Source organism: Ruegeria sp. CL3 (assembly GCF_056536505.1).
In genome coordinates, this window is sequence record NZ_JBQFPT010000002.1 from 108,913 (window position 1) to 126,547 (window position 17,635).

At 58.7% G+C, this 17,635-nt stretch carries 14 protein-coding genes; 6 read left to right on the plus strand and 8 right to left on the minus strand.

Annotated features, from left to right (window positions below; genetic code table 11):
• Nucleotides 1-81: 81 nt before the first annotated feature.
• A complete protein-coding gene (locus tag ACR0NO_RS02825; protein ID WP_480722913.1) occupies nucleotides 82-336 on the minus strand; it encodes a BolA family protein in 255 nt (84 codons plus the stop codon).
• A 107-nt stretch (nucleotides 337-443) separates the two neighbouring features.
• Here ACR0NO_RS02825 and ACR0NO_RS02830 point away from each other — a divergent pair, with 107 nt between their 5' ends.
• Entirely contained in the window at nucleotides 444-1,070 is a 627-nt protein-coding gene (locus ACR0NO_RS02830) for a J domain-containing protein (protein ID WP_170375034.1), read from the plus strand.
• Between the two features lie 7 nt (nucleotides 1,071-1,077).
• Here ACR0NO_RS02830 and ACR0NO_RS02835 read toward each other — a convergent pair whose 3' ends face one another.
• Nucleotides 1,078-1,974, minus strand: a complete 897-nt coding sequence (locus tag ACR0NO_RS02835) for a Hint domain-containing protein (protein WP_480722914.1) — start codon at nucleotides 1,972-1,974, stop codon at nucleotides 1,078-1,080.
• A gap of 529 nt (nucleotides 1,975-2,503) precedes the next feature.
• Here ACR0NO_RS02835 and cobS point away from each other — a divergent pair.
• From cobS to ACR0NO_RS02855, 4 genes are all read left to right on the plus strand, one after another.
• Complete coding sequence (gene cobS / locus ACR0NO_RS02840) at nucleotides 2,504-3,490, plus strand: cobaltochelatase subunit CobS (RefSeq protein WP_170375030.1); 987 nt, start codon at nucleotides 2,504-2,506, stop codon at nucleotides 3,488-3,490.
• Between the two features lie 121 nt (nucleotides 3,491-3,611).
• Entirely contained in the window at nucleotides 3,612-5,489 is a 1,878-nt protein-coding gene (gene cobT / locus ACR0NO_RS02845) for a cobaltochelatase subunit CobT (protein ID WP_170643028.1), read from the plus strand.
• Nucleotides 5,490-5,572: 83 nt separating this feature from the next.
• Complete coding sequence (locus ACR0NO_RS02850) at nucleotides 5,573-7,363, plus strand: aminopeptidase P family protein (protein ID WP_480722915.1); 1,791 nt, start codon at nucleotides 5,573-5,575, stop codon at nucleotides 7,361-7,363.
• 60 nt (nucleotides 7,364-7,423) lie between these two features.
• On the plus strand, nucleotides 7,424-7,765 hold the full coding sequence (locus tag ACR0NO_RS02855; RefSeq protein ID WP_170460962.1) for a DUF427 domain-containing protein: 342 nt from the start codon (nucleotides 7,424-7,426) through the stop codon (nucleotides 7,763-7,765).
• Nucleotides 7,766-7,790: 25 nt separating this feature from the next.
• On the opposite strand, the gene ACR0NO_RS02860 is transcribed toward ACR0NO_RS02855, so the two are convergent.
• Nucleotides 7,791-8,456: an outer membrane protein gene (locus ACR0NO_RS02860; RefSeq protein ID WP_480722916.1), complete on the minus strand. Its 666-nt coding sequence runs from the start codon at nucleotides 8,454-8,456 to the stop codon at nucleotides 7,791-7,793.
• A gap of 482 nt (nucleotides 8,457-8,938) precedes the next feature.
• Between ACR0NO_RS02860 and ACR0NO_RS02865 the strand changes: the two genes are divergently transcribed.
• Nucleotides 8,939-10,306 carry a DUF3179 domain-containing protein gene (locus tag ACR0NO_RS02865; protein WP_480722917.1) on the plus strand — a complete coding sequence of 456 codons (1,368 nt, stop codon included), beginning with the start codon at nucleotides 8,939-8,941 and terminating at the stop codon, nucleotides 10,304-10,306.
• Here the strand turns inward: ACR0NO_RS02865 and ACR0NO_RS02870 are convergent.
• The 5 genes from ACR0NO_RS02870 to ftsZ all read right to left on the minus strand — a co-directional run bounded on the left by ACR0NO_RS02870 (nucleotide 10,303) and on the right by ftsZ (nucleotide 17,500).
• Entirely contained in the window at nucleotides 10,303-11,988 is a 1,686-nt protein-coding gene (locus tag ACR0NO_RS02870) for a chloride channel protein (protein ID WP_170375019.1), read from the minus strand. The genes ACR0NO_RS02865 and ACR0NO_RS02870 overlap by 4 nt on opposite strands.
• Nucleotides 11,989-12,088: 100 nt before the next feature.
• Nucleotides 12,089-13,738 carry a DNA repair protein RecN gene (recN, locus tag ACR0NO_RS02875; RefSeq protein WP_480722918.1) on the minus strand — a complete coding sequence of 550 codons (1,650 nt, stop codon included), beginning with the start codon at nucleotides 13,736-13,738 and terminating at the stop codon, nucleotides 12,089-12,091.
• A gap of 36 nt (nucleotides 13,739-13,774) precedes the next feature.
• On the minus strand, nucleotides 13,775-14,638 hold the full coding sequence (locus ACR0NO_RS02880) for an outer membrane protein assembly factor BamD (RefSeq protein WP_170468611.1): 864 nt from the start codon (nucleotides 14,636-14,638) through the stop codon (nucleotides 13,775-13,777).
• Between the two features lie 126 nt (nucleotides 14,639-14,764).
• Complete coding sequence (lpxC, locus tag ACR0NO_RS02885) at nucleotides 14,765-15,685, minus strand: UDP-3-O-acyl-N-acetylglucosamine deacetylase (RefSeq protein ID WP_480722919.1); 921 nt, start codon at nucleotides 15,683-15,685, stop codon at nucleotides 14,765-14,767.
• Between the two features lie 213 nt (nucleotides 15,686-15,898).
• Complete coding sequence (gene ftsZ / locus ACR0NO_RS02890; RefSeq protein WP_480722920.1) at nucleotides 15,899-17,500, minus strand: cell division protein FtsZ; 1,602 nt, start codon at nucleotides 17,498-17,500, stop codon at nucleotides 15,899-15,901.
• Nucleotides 17,501-17,635 lie beyond the last annotated feature (135 nt).

Here is a 17,635-nt window from a genome sequence, read left to right on the forward strand (position 1 = left end):
CAAAAACCGAAATCAGGGTAGCATATTTTCGGAATTGCAAAAACAGGCAGGTTCTGACCTAAGCCAGAGCGTCAAAGTCGTTCAGACCCCAATGTCCAACGCCAAGGCATGGATACGCGGCACAACGTCCCCTAGCGCTTTGTGAACCGCACGATGTCGGGCCACGCGCGATTGGCCCTCGAATGCGGCGGCGCGGATGCGGACGTTGAAATGGCTCTCGCCCCCTTCCTGAAACCCGGCATGGCCCCGGTGGCTTTCGCTGTCATCCACAACCTCAAGCTCACGCGGATCAAAGGCGGCCTGCAGTCGGCTTCGGATTTCTTCGCTCACAGTCATTTTTATGCTCAGCGGCAAAAAACTTGCCGCCCCCCTCTTCTACTTTCGGCTGCTTAGACTAAACTGCTGCCTCCGAGTCGAGAAGATGCGTTCTTAAGGATCACAGCATGACGAAATCAGACCCTTTCGGATTCGATATGTCCGTCTCCAGCGCCAAGAAAAAGAACCCGCGCGGGCGTCGGGGCATGTCCGGCGCATCTGAAACCTCGGTGCGAATCTGTGATCATCCGGGCTGTGAAGAGGCGGGCAAGTACCGCGCACCCAAGGCGCCAGACGTTCTGGATGACTTTTACTGGTTCTGCCAGCAGCATGTGCGCGAGTACAATCAGAAGTGGAACTTCTTCGACGGCACGACCGAGGCCGAACTGAACGCACAACGCACGAAAGACAAAGTCTGGGAGCGTGAAACCAAGCCCATGGGCGACCCCGAGGCCCGTGCCTGGGCGCGTCTGGGCATCGAAGACCCGCATCAGGTTCTGGGGGCAAACAGCACCCAGAACAAAGGCCGCACCTCGGGCGGAGGTGGCCGTCGCCTGCCGCCCACCGAACGCCGTGCCATCGAGATTCTGGAGGCCAATGACAGCTGGTCCAAGGCCGAGGTTCGCAAGGCTTACAAGAAGCTGATCAAGGTGCTGCACCCGGATATGAACGGCGGCGATCGGTCTCAGGAAGAGCAACTGCAAGAGGTCGTCTGGGCCTGGGATCAGATCAAGGACAGCCGGAACTTTAAGTAAAACGCTCTTACCCTGGCAACAAATCCCGCAATACTTCTGCTTCGGGTCGCTTCAGACAACGCAAGTATGTGCGCTGTCGCTGCACTGAAGCCGGATTTCGAAGCTCGGGAAACAAGGCACGCAATTCCTCGACGTCTTCGCGTTGGAATGATTTCAATGCAAGATCACCGAGAAACAAGCTTTCGCTTTGCAAACCATGTGATGAAAGGACCACATGCCGACTACAGGCAATGTGGAAATAAGTTACAGGTGCCACAGGCGGCATCTGACGGATCAAACCATCGTTCACCAAGTGTATTGCGGCACAAAAAACCCGAGGCACGCCAAAAAGAAGCTCGGCCCGCCAACCTTCCAGCACAATCCGATGCTGGGGGGAAACAAATAAGTCTTGGTTGGGCAGGCCATCACCCAAAGCGCCGCGCTGAATCTGGACAGGCCTGAACTTTGGATTTTTGCGCAACGCGTTCGCGCTCAGAGTTCTTTTGCCTATCCAGATGATCGGCAATGTTTGCCCGCCTGCCACACAGACACGATCCCCAGCCATCAAAGACTCTACAGGTCGTGGCCCACTTTCTGTGTCAATCAGCGTTCCGGTTACAAAACAAGGCGGGTTGACCGGGTCGAGGTCACTTACGGTGATCTCCCAATTCCCGGTGCTGAGAGACCCGGTCGGATCGACACTATTGAAAGCGTAAATCTGCCCACCTACTTGGATAAAATCCGCAGTTTCACTTGTCCCGCGATAGTTCCCCTGACCGAGATAGGTGTAGGGCACGAAGGTCGTGCCGCCATCGAAAGAAACCGTTTGCCCTGAGATAATCGCAGGTGTCGTCGATCCTTGAACTATGAGGTTACCCGTGCCGCCGGTCTCGTTCACCGAGTAGAGGGTCGCGTCAAAAGGCATTCACTGCACCTTGCCGGTCGCCAACAGGTAACAATTGAAGCCGCCCTGATTTAACAGAGGATATCGCGAACACCTTAACCCCCTACATATAGCCCATTACACATGCGGACTTTGCTCATTTTACCTTCCAGTTAGGCTCATTCAAAGAAATATTTAATTTCTTGAATTTAAATCCCTGTCCGTCTCGGAGTGAGGCGCCCTCTTAACGATGATTGAATGAACGGGTTCTCAAACTTGTCCTTGAGTAGGAACTCAAGCCCGAGCCCAGACAGCGACTTGCTGTAGTTGCCGCACGAATATAGACATCGGGTTTGCCTAAGGTTGACGAATTATTGAAGAACCCAACCAGAGCCGCTTGCTCAACGCCACTCTAACGCAACCCCGCCCTTCCCGCAGATAAGGCCAGTTGATAAGAAACATCCTGTCAGCGTTTTTAGCGCGCGGCTTTCCCTTGCCCTTGGTCGGAATATGTTGCACCACACACAGGTTCAAACCCGGCAAGACGGGCCTAAGGATAAGGACAAGGCGAATGGCTGACGGATCGATTGATATCAACGCAAAACCCACCGAAGAGATCTCGGTCCGTGACGTGTTCGGCATTGATACCGACATGGCGGTCAAAGGTTTTGCGGAACGTAGCGACCGGGTGCCCGCGATTGACCCGACCTACAAGTTCGACCCAGAGACGACTTTGGCGATCCTGGCAGGGTTTGCACATAACCGTCGCGTGATGATCCAGGGCTATCACGGCACAGGTAAGTCGACCCATATCGAACAGGTTGCCGCCCGTCTGAACTGGCCCGCCGTGCGTGTGAACCTGGACAGCCACATCAGCCGGATCGACCTGATCGGTAAGGATGCGATCAAGCTGCGTGACGGCAAGCAGGTCACCGAATTCCATGAGGGCATCCTGCCCTGGGCGCTGCGCAACCCGGTTGCCATCGTGTTCGACGAATACGACGCTGGCCGTGCGGACGTGATGTTTGTGATCCAGCGCGTGCTGGAGCATGACGGCAAACTGACCCTGTTGGACCAGAACGAGATCATCACACCGAACCCCAACTTCCGCCTGTTCGCCACCGCGAACACCGTGGGTCTGGGCGACACCACCGGTCTCTATCACGGCACACAACAGATCAACCAGGCACAGATGGACCGCTGGTCGCTGGTTTCGACTTTGAACTACCTCAGCCACGATGCCGAGACGATGATCGTTCTCTCGAAAGCGCCGCTGTATAACACGGCAGAAGGCCGCAAAACCGTCAGCCAGATGGTTACGGTCGCCGACCTGACACGGACCGCTTTCATGAATGGCGACTTGTCGACCGTGATGAGCCCACGGACCGTGATCAACTGGGCCCAAAACGCCGAGATTTTCCGCAATGTGGGCTATGCGTTCCGCCTGTCCTTCCTGAATAAGTGCGATGAGCTTGAGCGCCAGACCGTGGCAGAGTTCTATCAGCGCTGCTTTGACGAAGAACTGCCGGAAAGCGCGGCAAGCGTGAGCTTGGGTTAACGCCGAATTGCGCCCGGTTTCGGGCGCAATGGCTCCGGCGGAGGTATTTTTAGCCAGATGAAAGCGGATCCGGATTCCTGTTTGGTGGAAATCGGGACGGCAATGTGAAAGGCTTGGGGACATGGCACAAAAGAACGACAACCCTGCTGATCCGTTCAAAAAGGCTCTGGCCGAGGCTACAAAGGTCATGGCCGACGATCCGGAGCTTTCCGTAAGCTATACCGTCGATCCCTCAGGCCTTTCTGGTGAGGCAATGCGGTTGCCTCAGGTGTCGCGCCGGATGACGCGCGAAGAGGTTTTGCTGGCGCGCGGAACTGCCGATGCCTTGGCCTTGCAGCGCCGCTATCACGATGACGCGACCCATATGCGCTATGCCCCGCCCGGAGATATGGCGCGGGACCTCTATGAAGCGATGGAAACCGCCCGGTGCGAGGCGATGGGCGCGCGGGATATGCCCGGTACGGCTTCCAACATTGATGTCAAGATCAGCCATGAAGCCTTACGGCGCGGTTATGACCAGTGCAAGCAGCCCGCCGATGCACCTTTGTCCGTTGCTGCGGGCTATCTAATCCGGCATCTGGCCACCGGGCGTGACCTGCCGCCGGCGGCCAACAATGTCATGAACCTCTGGCGTGGATACATTGAGGAGCAGGCTGGCGGCACGCTTGAGAAGCTCGACGAAATCCTCTCGGATCAGGCAGAGTTTGCCAAGTTCACCCGTCAGGTGATCAAAGATCTAGGTTATGGCGACCAGCTGGGCGATGATCCTGATGAGCTGGACGAAGAACAGGAAGATCAGGCCGAGGAAAACGCCGAAGAGCAGCCCGATCCCGACAGCACCGGGCAAGATGATCAGGAGGAACAGGATCCTGACGCTACGCCCGAGCAGTCGCAGGAAGAACAGCAGGATCAATCTCAGGCCCAAGTCTCAATGGACGAGATGGCCGAGGATGAGATGGGCGATGAGGCGGAGATGCCCGAGGGAGAGGCTCCGCTGGAGCCGCCTGCCCCTCCGCCTGCGTCCGAGGCTGATCCAGAGTACAAGGTCTACCTGAACACCCATGACGAGGAAATCGCTGCCGAGGATTTGGCAGAGCCTGCTGAACTGGAGCGGTTGCGTGCCTATCTGGATCAGCAACTTGAGCCGTTGAAGGGTGCGGTCAGCCGCTTGGCCAACAAATTGCAGCGCCGCTTGCAGGCACAGCAGAACCGGTCGTGGGAATTCGATCGCGAGGAAGGTATCCTCGATGCCGGTCGTCTGGCACGCGTGGTTGCCAACCCGACCACACCGCTGAGCTTCAAGGTCGAAAAGGACACCGAGTTTCGCGATACCGTAGTGACCCTGCTTCTGGATAACTCTGGCTCGATGCGGGGGCGTCCGATTTCGATTGCGGCCATCTGCGCGGATGTTCTGGCCCGGACGCTGGAACGTTGCAATGTGAAGGTTGAAATTCTGGGCTTTACGACCCGCGCCTGGAAAGGCGGTCAGGCCCGTGAAGCTTGGTTGAATGCAGGCCGCCCGCAACAGCCGGGACGTCTGAACGATCTGCGCCATATCATTTACAAGGGCGCCGATGCCCCATGGCGGCGGGCGCGGCCCAATCTGGGCCTGATGATGAAGGAAGGCCTGCTGAAGGAAAACATAGATGGTGAGGCTCTGGAATGGGCCCATCGCCGGATGCTGGCGCGGCGCGAGGCGCGTAAGATCCTGATGGTAATTTCCGACGGTGCTCCGGTCGATGATTCCACGCTCAGTGTGAACCCGGCGAACTATCTGGAGAAACACCTGCGCGACGTGATCGCCATGGTCGAAAAGCGCAAGATGGTTGAATTGCTGGCCATCGGGATCGGGCATGACGTGACCCGGTACTATGACCGTGCAGTTACGATCACCGATGTGGAACAGCTGGCCGGTGCTATGACCGAACAGTTGGCGGCATTGTTCGACAGCGACCCGCGCGCGCGGGCCCGGGTGATGGGGATGAAAAGGGCCAGCTGAGGCTGGCCTTGCCTCCGGCGGGTATTTTTTCAAAAAGATAAAGAGGTGGCTTGAAACCACACTTTGGCTTGAGGGAGGCAGGTATGTTTCAGTCTTTTGAGGTAACAGCACGGCCCGAACAGGGACCTCCGCGATTGACTGCTTTGCGGCAGGAACTAGAGCGCGAAGGTTTGGACGGGTTTCTGGTGCCGCGCGCGGATGCGCATCAGGGTGAGTATGTGGCCCCTCGGGACGAACGGCTGGCGTGGTTGACCGGGTTCACCGGCTCGGCCGGGTTTTGCGCCGCGCTGCGGGACGTGGCCGGGGTGTTCATCGATGGGCGCTATCGGACACAGGTCAAGGCGCAGGTGGCCGACGACTACACTCCGGTGCCCTGGCCCGATGTGAGCCTGAGCAGTTGGTTGAAACAGCAGTTGCCAAACGGGGGATCGGTCGGATTTGATCCCTGGCTTCATGCCGCAGGGCAGATCAAAGCAGCGCAGACGGACCTTGAGGGAAGCGGGATTGAGTTGGTGCGCTGTGCCAATCTGGTGGACCGGATATGGCGGGATCAGCCTGCTCCTCCGATGAACCCAGTCAAGGTACATCCGATTGAGTTTGCAGGGGAAACCGCTGAGAGCAAAATCACCCGAATGGCTGAAAGCCTACGAGACGGCGGGCGGAGTGCGGCGGTGATCACTTTGCCCGACTCGATCATGTGGGTGTTGAACATTCGCGGCTCGGACATTGCTTACAACCCGGTCGCCCATGGCTTTGCCATTCTGCATGCGGACGGGCGTGTTGATCTGTTCATGGCTGCAGCAAAACTAGGCGAAGTGGGAGAAGATCTGGGCCCTCAGGTTTCGGTTCATGAGCCTGATGGATTTCTGGACGCCGTTGCTGCCCTAGAAGGTAAGGTTCAGGTCGATCCGGGCACAGTGCCTCAGATTGTGGCGGATGCGCTTGGGGACTGGATGGTTGACGGTGGCGACCCCTGCGCCCTGCCCAAAGCGCGCAAGAACCCGGCCGAAATCGCAGGCAGCGCCGAGGCCCACCTGCGCGACGCCGTTGCCGTCGTCGAAACGCTGTTCTGGCTGGATCAGCAAACGCCGGGGCAGATCAGCGAAACGCAGGTCGTGACCCGGTTGGAAGAGGCCCGTCGGCGGGACAATGCGCTACAGGATATCTCATTCGACACGATCGCCGGCACAGGTCCCAACGGGGCGATCATGCATTACCGTGTGACTGAAGAGACCGACAGCACCTTGCAGGACGGTCATCTGTTGGTGCTGGACAGCGGCGGGCAGTATCTGGACGGAACCACCGACATCACGCGCACCATCGCAATAGGTGTGGTTGGTGAGACCGAGAAGGCCTGCTTTACTCGCGTGTTGAAAGGCATGATCGCCATGTCGATGCTGCGCTGGCCAATCGGTCTGGCCGGACGCGATATCGAATGCGTCGCGCGCGTGCCTTTGTGGCAGGCCGGGCAGGACTTCAACCACGGCGTCGGTCACGGTGTCGGCGCGTATCTGAGCGTGCATGAAGGCCCGCAACGCCTGTCGCGTGTCAGCCATGTACCGTTTGAGCCCGGCATGATCCTGTCGAACGAACCCGGGTATTACCGCGAGGGCGCGTTTGGCATTCGGATTGAGAACTTGATTGTCGTGGAGGAAGCACCATCGCTGCCCGACGGCGATGAGGAACGGGCCATGTTGCAGTGGCGCACGCTAACCTATGTGCCCATTGACCGCCGCCTGATCCTGGTCGACATGTTGACCGCGCAAGAACGGGATTGGCTTAACAGCTATCACCGCGACGTTGCGGAAAAAATCAGGCCAAGGCTGGGCGAGGACGCTCAACTGTGGTTGGATGCCGCAACTGCGCCAGTCTGACATCAGACTGTCACATAAAATGGGCAAAGGAGAAGCCCTGATAAGAACGAGGGAAAAGACATGGTTGAAATCACGATCACAGAAGCACCCGGCAAATGGAGCGTCCGCTCCGGTGGGGCCATTCTGGGCGAAAGCTCGAACGCGCTTGAGTTGCGCGAAGGTGATCTGGAACCCGTGATCTACTTTCCCCGTTCTGACATTGCGATGGCCTTCCTGGACCGTACGGACAAGGTGATCCACTGCCCGCACAAAGGCGATGCTACGCATTTCTCGATCGTGAATAAATCCTCGGTCACCGAAAACGCGGCCTGGAGCTTTGAGGCACCCGGTAAGGATACCGCCGGCCTCAAAGACTATCTGGCTTTCTACCCGGTGGACTCGATCAAGGTCGAACAGATTTGAGGCCGCAAGTACCTAGTTACGTCTGTCAGAAACTGTAGCTGTACCCAAGAATGAGCGAGTGCGACGAGTAGCGGCCATCCGTGAGATCTGTTGGGATGAACACTTGGGTCGTGGTGAAATCAAGATCGCCGGTCGTCTTGTAACGGTACCCGATGTCGATGTTTCCGCGTTCCCCTACTTGGAAGCGGCCGCCAAACCCCAATTGCCCTGCAATGGCGGTGTCACTGTCATCGACCAATGTGACGCCAGCACCGGACTGACCGTCGTGGGAAACCCGCGCAAACCCAAGCCCGCCGCCAACATAGGGCTTGAACCTGCCCTGCACCGGGATGTCATACCAGAGGTTTACCATCCCGAATGTCGCATCAAAGCTTCCGTCGTACTGGGTAAACGGGCGGCCGATTTCCTTTGTATCATTCGAGGCGTGTGAAAGTTCGAATTCGGCCCGCAGATTTGGCGCGACCTTCATTCCGACGGCCAGTCCGTAGGAGATTCCAGTGTTGGTTGTGATGGTGCCTTGACCGACCACGATTGAAGGAACCGTTTGAAAGAAATCAAAATCATAGTCGCCCATATCGGTAACACCGAGAAAGCCAGTGACATACGGCGCCTCCTGCGCGCGAGATTGGGCAGCACCAATCATCGAGATCGCAACCGCCGCTATCAGCCAAGAAAATCGTTCGTGAGACATGTCCAAACCTCAATCAGAGTGACTTTCATGAGAAGTTCGTCAATTAGGCTAGGAGACACCGCACTTTCAGACAACGTGTTCAATTCAAAGAGAAGCCCATAGTGGCCCGGCCGCCACCAAAACCTCATGAGTGTTCCTCAGCCGCTGTCCCCGCCAGTAAAGAGGTCGCGATCAAAATCGAGCGCATAGCCAGGAAGTCCGACCTATTGCACATAGAAAATGGGCAAAGCGGTGAAGGCAAGGCAATGCGCAAAGGCAGGCAAGACACAAAACCCGCCGCCGGCCAGAGCGCGCGGGATGCGGCTGACCACCCAGCATCGCATTGGTCATGGGAAATCTGCTCTGAAAATACCCTCTCTGTTTTTCAGACCTAACCCCTCAAATCAACGATCGCGGGTGATCACGCGCCAATCACGCAGCTGTTTCATGCAAGGCGGTGCATTTGCCCTAATACTGAGCGCGAAAAAGGATCGGAGGGTGCCATGTCTGTTTCTCGTCGCCAATTTGTCGGAATGGTCGGAGCCAGCGCGCTGGCACCTGCCGCAAGTTGGGCGCAGGAAGACCCTGTGTTGGACGCGCTGCACAGTACGCTGCGCGGCGGTCGAACGGATTTCGAGGCTAAGATGGCCTTTCTGGCTCAGCGCGGAAACCCGGATGTGGTCCCTGCTCTGTTGACCGCCATGCGCTTCACCGACCGGCGGCGGGACGACATCGTCGAGGTGATGGAGACTCTGACCGGCGAGCAACTTGGCACCGACTGGTTCGACTGGATGCTGTGGCAAGAGCAGAACCCTCAGATCGTCCCACACCCTTCTTTGATCCCGTTCAAACGCGAGGTCTTGCTGCGGATCGACGACAATTTCGACCTGTTCCTGCGTCCCGAATACCTGCAGCGCGAGCGGATGAAGATCCGGCTGGAGGAGATCACCTGGGGCGGCGTGCGCAAGGATGGCATCCCTTCGCTGGACAATCCGAAGCTGATCTCGGCCTCCGACGCCGACTATCTGAAAGAGGATGATCTGGTCTTTGGGGTCTCGATCAACGGTGACGTGCGTGCTTACCCGCTTAGGATCATGGGCTGGCACGAGATGTTCAACGAGGTGATCGGCGGCGTGCCGGTGGCATTGGCCTATTGCACCCTCTGCGGGTCGGGCATCTTGTTTGAGACGCAAGTGCCGGGGCGGCGGAAACCGTTTGTCTTCGGCTCCTCGGGGTTCCTGTATCGCTCGAACAAGCTGATGTTCGACCGCGAGACGCACTCGCTGTGGAACCAATATACCGGCAAACCCGTCGTGGGCCCCCTGGTCGACAGCGGGATCGAGCTGAAGCAGCGCCCGGTGGTGATCACGACCTGGGACAGCTGGAAGAACTCTCACCCGGGCACGCGCGTCTTGTCGCTCAGCACCGGGCATCGTCGCAACTATGGCTCAGGTGTGGTGTATCGCGAGTATTTCGCCTCGCCCGAGTTGATGTTCCCGGCTTTGGTAGATCAGTCCGAGCATCGCCAGAAGGACTACATCTTCACCATCCGCCAGTTCGGCGCCGCGCGGGCCTGGCCGCTGGACGCCTTCGACCGGACCCGTGTGATCAACGACGCGATTGCGGATCGGCCTTTGGTTCTGATCGGCAACTCAGACCGCCGGACAGTGCGCGCCTACGAGCGTGCAGGCCACCGGTTCAAAGCATCAGGCGGAGGTCTGGTCGATGAGAGCGGTCGCAAATGGACCTTGTCTGAAGAGATGCTGATCGGACCGGATGGCACACAATTGCCGCGCGTGGCCGGGCATATCTCTTATTGGTTCGCGTGGGACAACTACCTGGGTGACGCGGCGAGCGTGTATAACGGCTAGGAGTGTTCCTCGGCCGCTGTCGCAGCCAGCGCTCGGTTATAGGCCTTTAGAACGTCGATGTGATAGAGCGCGCCAACCGGCGTCTCTGTCCCGTTTTCGTCCATGACGATCACGGGGATACAAGGAATATCATCGCGGTCAAAATAGGGCATCGCCGCCTCGAGTGTCGCGCTTGCCTTGACGCAGAGGCCTTTTTCGATCAGCGCCCGCGCTTCCTCCTTGGTGATCGAGCGCGCATCGCCAATCGGTCGCATTACCGCTCCAGCACGCAGCATCGCCAACAGATAGGCCTGTGGTCCCGCCGCCAGATGCACATTGCGACGTTCCAGCTGGGTAAGGAAGAACGACCGGTCCACAAGTCGTGAGGCCAAGGCGGTGGACATCGACACCGATACCATAACCGCTAGACCGATCTGCCAGTCTCCGGTCAGTTCGAACACAATCAAAGTGGTCGAGATCGGCGCGCCCAGAACTGCGGCGGCCACGGCGCCCATACCAGCGAAAGCGTAGAGGGTATGGGTCCCCGATACATCCGGCAGCAATCCGGTGGCGATCAGCCCAAAGGCCAGTCCGGTCAGCGCTCCGATCATCAGGGAAGGCGAAAACACCCCTCCGCCCATGCGCCCGCCCATAGTGATTGCAACGGCCACTGTCTTGAGGACCGCAAACAGGATCGCTGTGGTCAGCACCAGATCGCCGGTCAGGGCGCGAATCGTCGTTTCATACCCAACGCCAATGATATGCGGGAACCAGATCGCCAGAAGACCCAGCATTGCACCCGAAACCGCCGGGCGCAGCCATCCGGGCAAAGACAATCGGGCTTGAACATGATTGCCGATATCCTCGGCGAAAAAGATCGATCGCATCAGTAGCAAGGATACCAACCCACAGATCAGCCCGAGGATTAGGAAGGCAGGTAGTTCGACGTAGAATTGCAGTGAACCGGGCGTATCCAGCGTAAACTCGGTGACGTCGCCATATTCCAGCCGGTTGATCACCGTCCCCGCAACCGAGGCAATGACGATGGGTGCGAAAGCGTGGACTGCGAAGTGGCGCAGAACGACCTCAAGCGCGAACAGCGCGCCCGCTATGGGCGCGTTAAAGCTGGCAGAGACTGCAGCAGCTACAGCGCAGCCCAACAGGTCGCGCCCAGTGATTCCGTCCGCATGAATGCGGTCGCTGACCCAGGTCGAGATGACCCCGGCCATATGGACCACCGGCCCTTCCCGCCCTGTGGAGCCACCTGTACTGAGTGTGATCAGCGAGGCGAACAACGAAGCGACGCCAGCCTTGGTCTCAACCCGCCCATCGCTGACCGCCGCCCCTTCGATCACATCCGCGACCGAACGGACACGGCCATCGTCGGTAAAACGCGTGAGGATCAGCCCCACGATCACCCCACCGATGATCGGAATGATCAGCACGATGAACCAAGGCAGCTTCTCGGCATGACTGTGCAACAGCAGGATATCCTCGGTATCGTAGATATAGGCCTGCAAGCCGCGGATCGCCTTGCGGAACCCTAGCGCCATGAACCCCGCCGCAATCCCGATCGCCAGAGCGATAAACCAGAACTGGATTTGGCTTGGTCCTCGGCGACGCATCACCCGCAACGCATCCTTGATCGCGGCCAGAGCCTGATTGAGCTGGTTGCGCAGAACGGTGCGGGTTGATTGGGTCATTGGCTCTCGGGGGTCATATCTTAACCCTTAGTAAGCCACGGCGAGGTCTGAGAAAAGTAAGATAGCGACGGTCAGGCCAGCAGATTGCGCCAAAGACGCATTAAGCCTCCAACAAAGCGCGCGCAGCCGCGCGCGCTTCATCTGTGATCGTATCGCCCGAGACCATGCGGGCAATTTCGTCCACGCGATCTATTTCGGCCAGCGGCACTACGGTCGAAAGCGTCTGGCCATCGGTAACCTGCTTCTGCACACGCCAGTGATGGGCTGCGCGCGCGGCGACCTGAGGGGAATGCGTGACGACCAGAACCTGCCCGCCTTGTGCCAGAGACGCCAGCCTGCGGCCCACCGCATCAGCGGTCGCACCGCCCACACCCCGGTCGATCTCGTCAAAGATCATGGTCCGGGCGCTGTCATCGCCGGACAGGCAAACTTTCAACGCCAGCAGAAAGCGGCTGAGCTCCCCGCCCGAGGCGATCTTGTTCAGCGGTCCCGATGGTGCGCCTGGGTTGGTGGAAACCGTAAAGGCCACCGCGTCGGTGCCCTCAGGTCCGGGATCGGACGCGGTAAGTTCGGTCCGAAACACCGCGCGTTCCATTTTCAGCGGCGCAAGCTCGGCCATGACGGCCTGATCCAACTGTCCAGCCGCCGCTTGACGCGCAGCGCTAAGATCTGCCGCAGCCGCATCATAGGTCGCCTGGGCCGCCTCAACCGCAGCACGTTGGTCGGCCAGATCGGCGTCGCCCGCATCCAGCTTACCCAAGCGATCACGCAGAGTATCGGCAAAGGTGCCCAAATCATCCGGGGCCACATCATGTTTACGGGCCAGTGCTCGGATGGCGAACAAACGCTCCTCGGCGGCTTCTAGGTCGGCGGGATTGAAGTCCAGCGCCTGAAGGCAGGCGTTCACACCGTCCTGCGCCTCACCCAATTCGATCATGGCCCGACCAAGCGCTGCAATCGGCTCCTCCAACTGGCCACCTGCAGAGTCCGACACGCCTTCGAGCCAACGTGTCGCATCCGAAATCGCGCCTTCGGCCCCGTCACCACCCAGCAGATCAAATGCGCGGGCGACATCGTCGCGGATACGCTCTGCCCCTTGCATCATGCGGCGGCGGGCATCGAGATCAGCGTCTTCTCCAGGTTGCGGATCGAGCTTGTCCAACTCGGCCACGGAATGGCGCAGGAATTCCTCTTCAGCGCGCATGGCTGCCAAAGCGGCCTCGGTCTCGGCCAGCGCTTTGCGGCTGCGCGACATCTCCGACCACGCCTGACGGACCTTGGCCAATAGTTCCGAGACCTGAGCATAGTCATCCAGCAGAACACGGTGCCCACGAGGGTTCAGCAATCCCCGGTCATCATGCTGCCCATGCAATTCGATCAGTGTTTCCGACAAAGCCCGCAGAACCTCACCTGAACAGCGGCGATCATTGACCCAAGCGGTTTTTCGGCCCTCTGCCGTGTTGACGCGGCGCAGGATCAATTCTTCACCACCCGGCAAACCAGCCTCAGACAGAACAGCATGGGCAGGGTGGCCCTCGGGCAATTCGAACTCGGCCACAACCTCGCCCTGTGCCGCGCCTTGGCGCACCAGCTCAGCCCGTCCACGCCATCCAAGAACGAAGCCCAGCGAGTCCAGAAGGATCGACTTGCCCGCGCCGGTTTCACCGGTCAACGCGTTCAGGCCCGGCTGAAAACTCAATTCCAGCCGGTCAATGATCAGCATGTCGCGAATATCGAGGGCGCGCAGCATCGGGTCTTTAACGTCCCAAGCCTGATGACATGGCGATTACAACCACTCACCTTTGATCGTCTGGCGATAGATCGTGCTGAGCCAGTTGTTGCCACGGCTCTTCAGATCCAACCCACGCGAGGTCAGCAGCTTGTACCCGTCATCATACCACTCCGAGGACTGGTAGTTGTAGCCCAGGATCGCGCCCGCCGTCTGCGCCTCATCAAACAGGCCGAGCGACAGGTACGCCTCGATCAGTCGATAGAGCGCCTCGGCGGTGTGAGAGGTGGTCTGGAAATCCTCAACGACGACGCGGAACCGGTTGATGGCCGCGACGTAGTGATCCTGACGCAGGTAATAGCGCCCGATCTCCATCTCTTTGCCGGCCAGATGGTCAAAGGCCAGATCGAATTTCAGCACAGCAGAGGTGGTGTATTCGCTGTCCGGATAAACCTCAATCACAGTGCGCAACGCTTGCAGCGCCTGAAAGGTTAGACCCTGATCGCGGCCGACTTCGTCGATCTGGTCATAATAGCTGAGCGCCAGAAGATACTGCGCATAAGCCGCATCTTCGTCCGTTGGGTAGAAGTCGATATAGCGCTGAGCCGCGGCACGGCTTTCTTCGTAATTCTTGTCGGCATGGAACGAAAACGCCTGCATGATTAAAGCGCGTTTGGCCCAATCGGAATAAGGATACAGACGCTCAACTTCCGAGAAATACCACGCCGCATCATCTGAGCGATTCTGCGACAGCTCATACTCACCGCGTGTGTAGATCTGTTCCGGCGTGAACCCTTCAAGGTTCTGATCCCGATCCGCGCCTTTGCTACCGAACAGGCCTCCCCCGTTGCCGCAGGCGCTCAAAACTGCTGCCAGAAGAATCGCACTTGCGAATCTGACTGCCGCTTTGTTGCCAACCATACCGCTCATCCTTAGTCGTCTTACTTACAGGATCCTAACCGGATCGAGCCTTGGTCTAGCACAGAAAATTCCGGTGCAAAACGCATTATCCACTTACTGGCGGAAATGTCGTCAGAGTTGATCAGATCAGGCGACAGCAGGGATTTCGGCGGCAATAAGGCCCTGACCGGGCAGACGGGCGGCCTGCTCGGGGGTGCACAGGATCGGACGAACCGCGCCGGGCGTTTCGAACAATGTACGCAACAGCGTGTTGGTCATGGAATGGCCCGACTTGTCGCCGGTGAAGTGACCCAGAATCGGACCACCAGCCAGATAGAGATCACCCAGCGCGTCGAGCATCTTATGGCGCACAGCTTCATCCGCGTGGCGGAAACCGCCCGGTGTAAGAATCTCGGTGCCCTGAACGACCACCGCGTTTTCCAGAGTCCCGCCCAAAGCCAAGCCGTTCTCACGCATGGTTTCGACGTCGATCCGACGGCAGAAGGTGCGGCTATCGCTAAGTTCGCGCACGAAGGACCCGTTGCGCATATCCAGCGTTTTCGTTTGGCTCCCGATGGCCGCATCCTCGAAATCGATGTGGAAGTCGATGATCAGCCCGTCCGCAGGCTTGATCGAGGCACTGGCCCCTTCACGAGACGCCGTCACAGGCTTCAACACTTCGTAGGCCAGAACCGGGCTGGCCTGCCGGCGAACGCCCTTCGCCATAATGCCCCGTACAAAGTCGATCGAGGATCCATCCATAATCGGAACTTCGGGCCCGTCAATCTCGATCAAAGCGTTGTGGACCCCGCACCCGGCAAGCGCTGCCATGATGTGTTCAATGGTCGAGACGGAAACACCGGCGTCATTCACCAGACGGGTGCAAAGCGGTGTACGCTCGACCATGTCGTAGACTGCAGGGATCAACGCATTGCCCAGCTCAATATCCGTCCGCTTGAACCAAATCCCGTGACCGGCGGCTGCCGGTTTCAGAACCATGATTGCAGGCTGACCGCCATGCAGTCCGACGCCGTTAAACGTAACCGGAGATTTGAGCGTATGTTGCAAAATGAGCCTCAGAGCGTAGTGTCCAGCCTATACGGGCTGTGTTGGACACTGAGTTAAGGAAGAGGCCCCTCAGGCTCAACTCACTCTTTGCAACTGAATGAAACATGAATGTGACAGATCGGCAAAACCCTGCTCAGGGCTATTTAAGATCTTGTAAATCATGAAAAAAGGGCCGCCTTTTGGCGACCCTTTACGATGATTTTGTGACCGCGATCAGTTGGCTTGACGCCGCAGGAAGGCCGGAATTTCGATGCGATCCTGATCCGGATCAGCCTCGTCCTGGACAGGTGCCGTAGCGTCAGCTTGGCGCATTTGCGGCTGATGACGCGGCGGTTGCGCGGGCGTATCTGCCGCGTGGCCGGTCATCCGGTCGATCAGACGATTGAACCCGAAGCGGGGGCGTTCTTCGTGTTCTGCCTGCGGCTGAGGGGCTGGTTCCTGAGGCCGAGTAGCCGTCAGGCGTTGCGCCGCTGAGGGGACATTCTGAACTGCGGCCTGAAGGCGCTGCAGCGCCTCGGGCGAGGGGGTGCCGGCAGAATGCTGATGTGGCGCGGTATAGGTTTCGGGGGTCTCTTCGACCGGTTCCGGCTGCGGTTCGAACTCGGCCACACGCGGCTGGTAGGCCGGGGGCGGAAGACCATCATCATCCTGTTCAACTTGCGGCTGGAACTGGCTCGTGGCCGGCTCTTCTGCCGCTTCGAACAGTGATGGTTCACGGTTTTCGGTCTGAACCGGCGTGGCCTCCGCTGCGACGGGTGCCTCTTCCTGCACCGGCTCTTCAGCAGAAACGGTGCGCGTCAAAGGCTCGGACATCGAACGGCGCGCGACCGGAACTTCCGAGGTCTTCTCGCTGGCGTCGATGCCGGTTGCGACGACCGAAACGCGCATACCCCCTTCCATTGCGGTATCCAGCGTCGAGCCGACGATGATGTTTGCCTCGGGGTCCACTTCCTCGCGAATGCGGTTGGCGGCTTCGTCCAGTTCGAACAGCGTCAGGTCGTGCGAACCGGTGATGTTGATCAGCACGCCCTTCGCGCCCTTGAGGCTGATTTCGTCCAGCAGCGGGTTGGCGATGGCCTTTTCCGCCGCCTGAATGGCGCGATCTTCGCCAGTGGCTTCGCCGGTGCCCATCATCGCCTTGCCCATCTCGTCCATCACGGCGCGCACGTCCGCGAAGTCAAGGTTGATCAGGCCCGGACGAACCATCAGATCGGTCACGCCCTTAACGCCCTGATACAGCACGTCATCCGCCATCGAGAATGCCTCGGTGAAGGTGGTCTTTTCATTGGCCAGACGGAACAGGTTTTGGTTGGGGATTATGATCAGCGTGTCGACGACCTTTTGCAGCGATTCAACGCCGTCTTCAGCCTGACGCATGCGCTTGGCCCCTTCGAACTGGAAGGGCTTGGTGACAACACCAACCGTGAGCACGCCCAGCTCACGCGCGGCTTGCGCGATGATCGGAGCAGCACCCGTCCCGGTGCCACCGCCCATGCCGGCAGTGATGAAGCACATGTGCGCGCCCGCGAGATGGTCGACAATCTGTTCAATGCTTTCTTCTGCGGCAGCGGCGCCAACGGTCGGACGAGCCCCTGCCCCCAAACCTTCGGTGACCTTTACACCCAGCTGCACCCGCGCCGAGGACTGGCTTTGCTGCAGCGCCTGCGCGTCGGTGTTCGCGACGACGAAATCCACGCCGTCCAGCTGCTTTTCAATCATATTGTTGACCGCGTTACCGCCCGCGCCGCCAACGCCAAATACTGTAATCCGAGGCTTCAGTTCGTCGTGCCCGGGCATCGAAAGATTCAATGTCATGCTCTGTCCGCCTGTATTTTTGTTCCGCCAAAGCGGTGTTTTTCTTTACCTATCCATCTTCGATTCTAGCGATGTGATGCGTAAAGGTCACGTCAAAAATCACGAGATTCCACAAAATATGGACGAAATAAGGCA

Coding starts and splice junctions, on each gene's coding strand:
- ACR0NO_RS02825 (WP_480722913.1), bottom strand. CDS start 336: ATGACTGTGAGCGAAGAAATCCGAAGCCGACTGCAGGCCGCCTTTGAT.
- ACR0NO_RS02830 (WP_170375034.1), top strand. CDS start 444: ATGACGAAATCAGACCCTTTCGGATTCGATATGTCCGTCTCCAGCGCC.
- ACR0NO_RS02835 (WP_480722914.1), bottom strand. CDS start 1,974: ATGCCTTTTGACGCGACCCTCTACTCGGTGAACGAGACCGGCGGCACG.
- cobS (WP_170375030.1), top strand. CDS start 2,504: ATGGCTGACGGATCGATTGATATCAACGCAAAACCCACCGAAGAGATC.
- cobT (WP_170643028.1), top strand. CDS start 3,612: ATGGCACAAAAGAACGACAACCCTGCTGATCCGTTCAAAAAGGCTCTG.
- ACR0NO_RS02850 (WP_480722915.1), top strand. CDS start 5,573: ATGTTTCAGTCTTTTGAGGTAACAGCACGGCCCGAACAGGGACCTCCG.
- ACR0NO_RS02855 (WP_170460962.1), top strand. CDS start 7,424: ATGGTTGAAATCACGATCACAGAAGCACCCGGCAAATGGAGCGTCCGC.
- ACR0NO_RS02860 (WP_480722916.1), bottom strand. CDS start 8,456: ATGTCTCACGAACGATTTTCTTGGCTGATAGCGGCGGTTGCGATCTCG.
- ACR0NO_RS02865 (WP_480722917.1), top strand. CDS start 8,939: ATGTCTGTTTCTCGTCGCCAATTTGTCGGAATGGTCGGAGCCAGCGCG.
- ACR0NO_RS02870 (WP_170375019.1), bottom strand. CDS start 11,988: ATGACCCAATCAACCCGCACCGTTCTGCGCAACCAGCTCAATCAGGCT.
- recN (WP_480722918.1), bottom strand. CDS start 13,738: ATGCTGCGCGCCCTCGATATTCGCGACATGCTGATCATTGACCGGCTG.
- ACR0NO_RS02880 (WP_170468611.1), bottom strand. CDS start 14,638: ATGGTTGGCAACAAAGCGGCAGTCAGATTCGCAAGTGCGATTCTTCTG.
- ftsZ (WP_480722920.1), bottom strand. CDS start 17,500: ATGACATTGAATCTTTCGATGCCCGGGCACGACGAACTGAAGCCTCGG.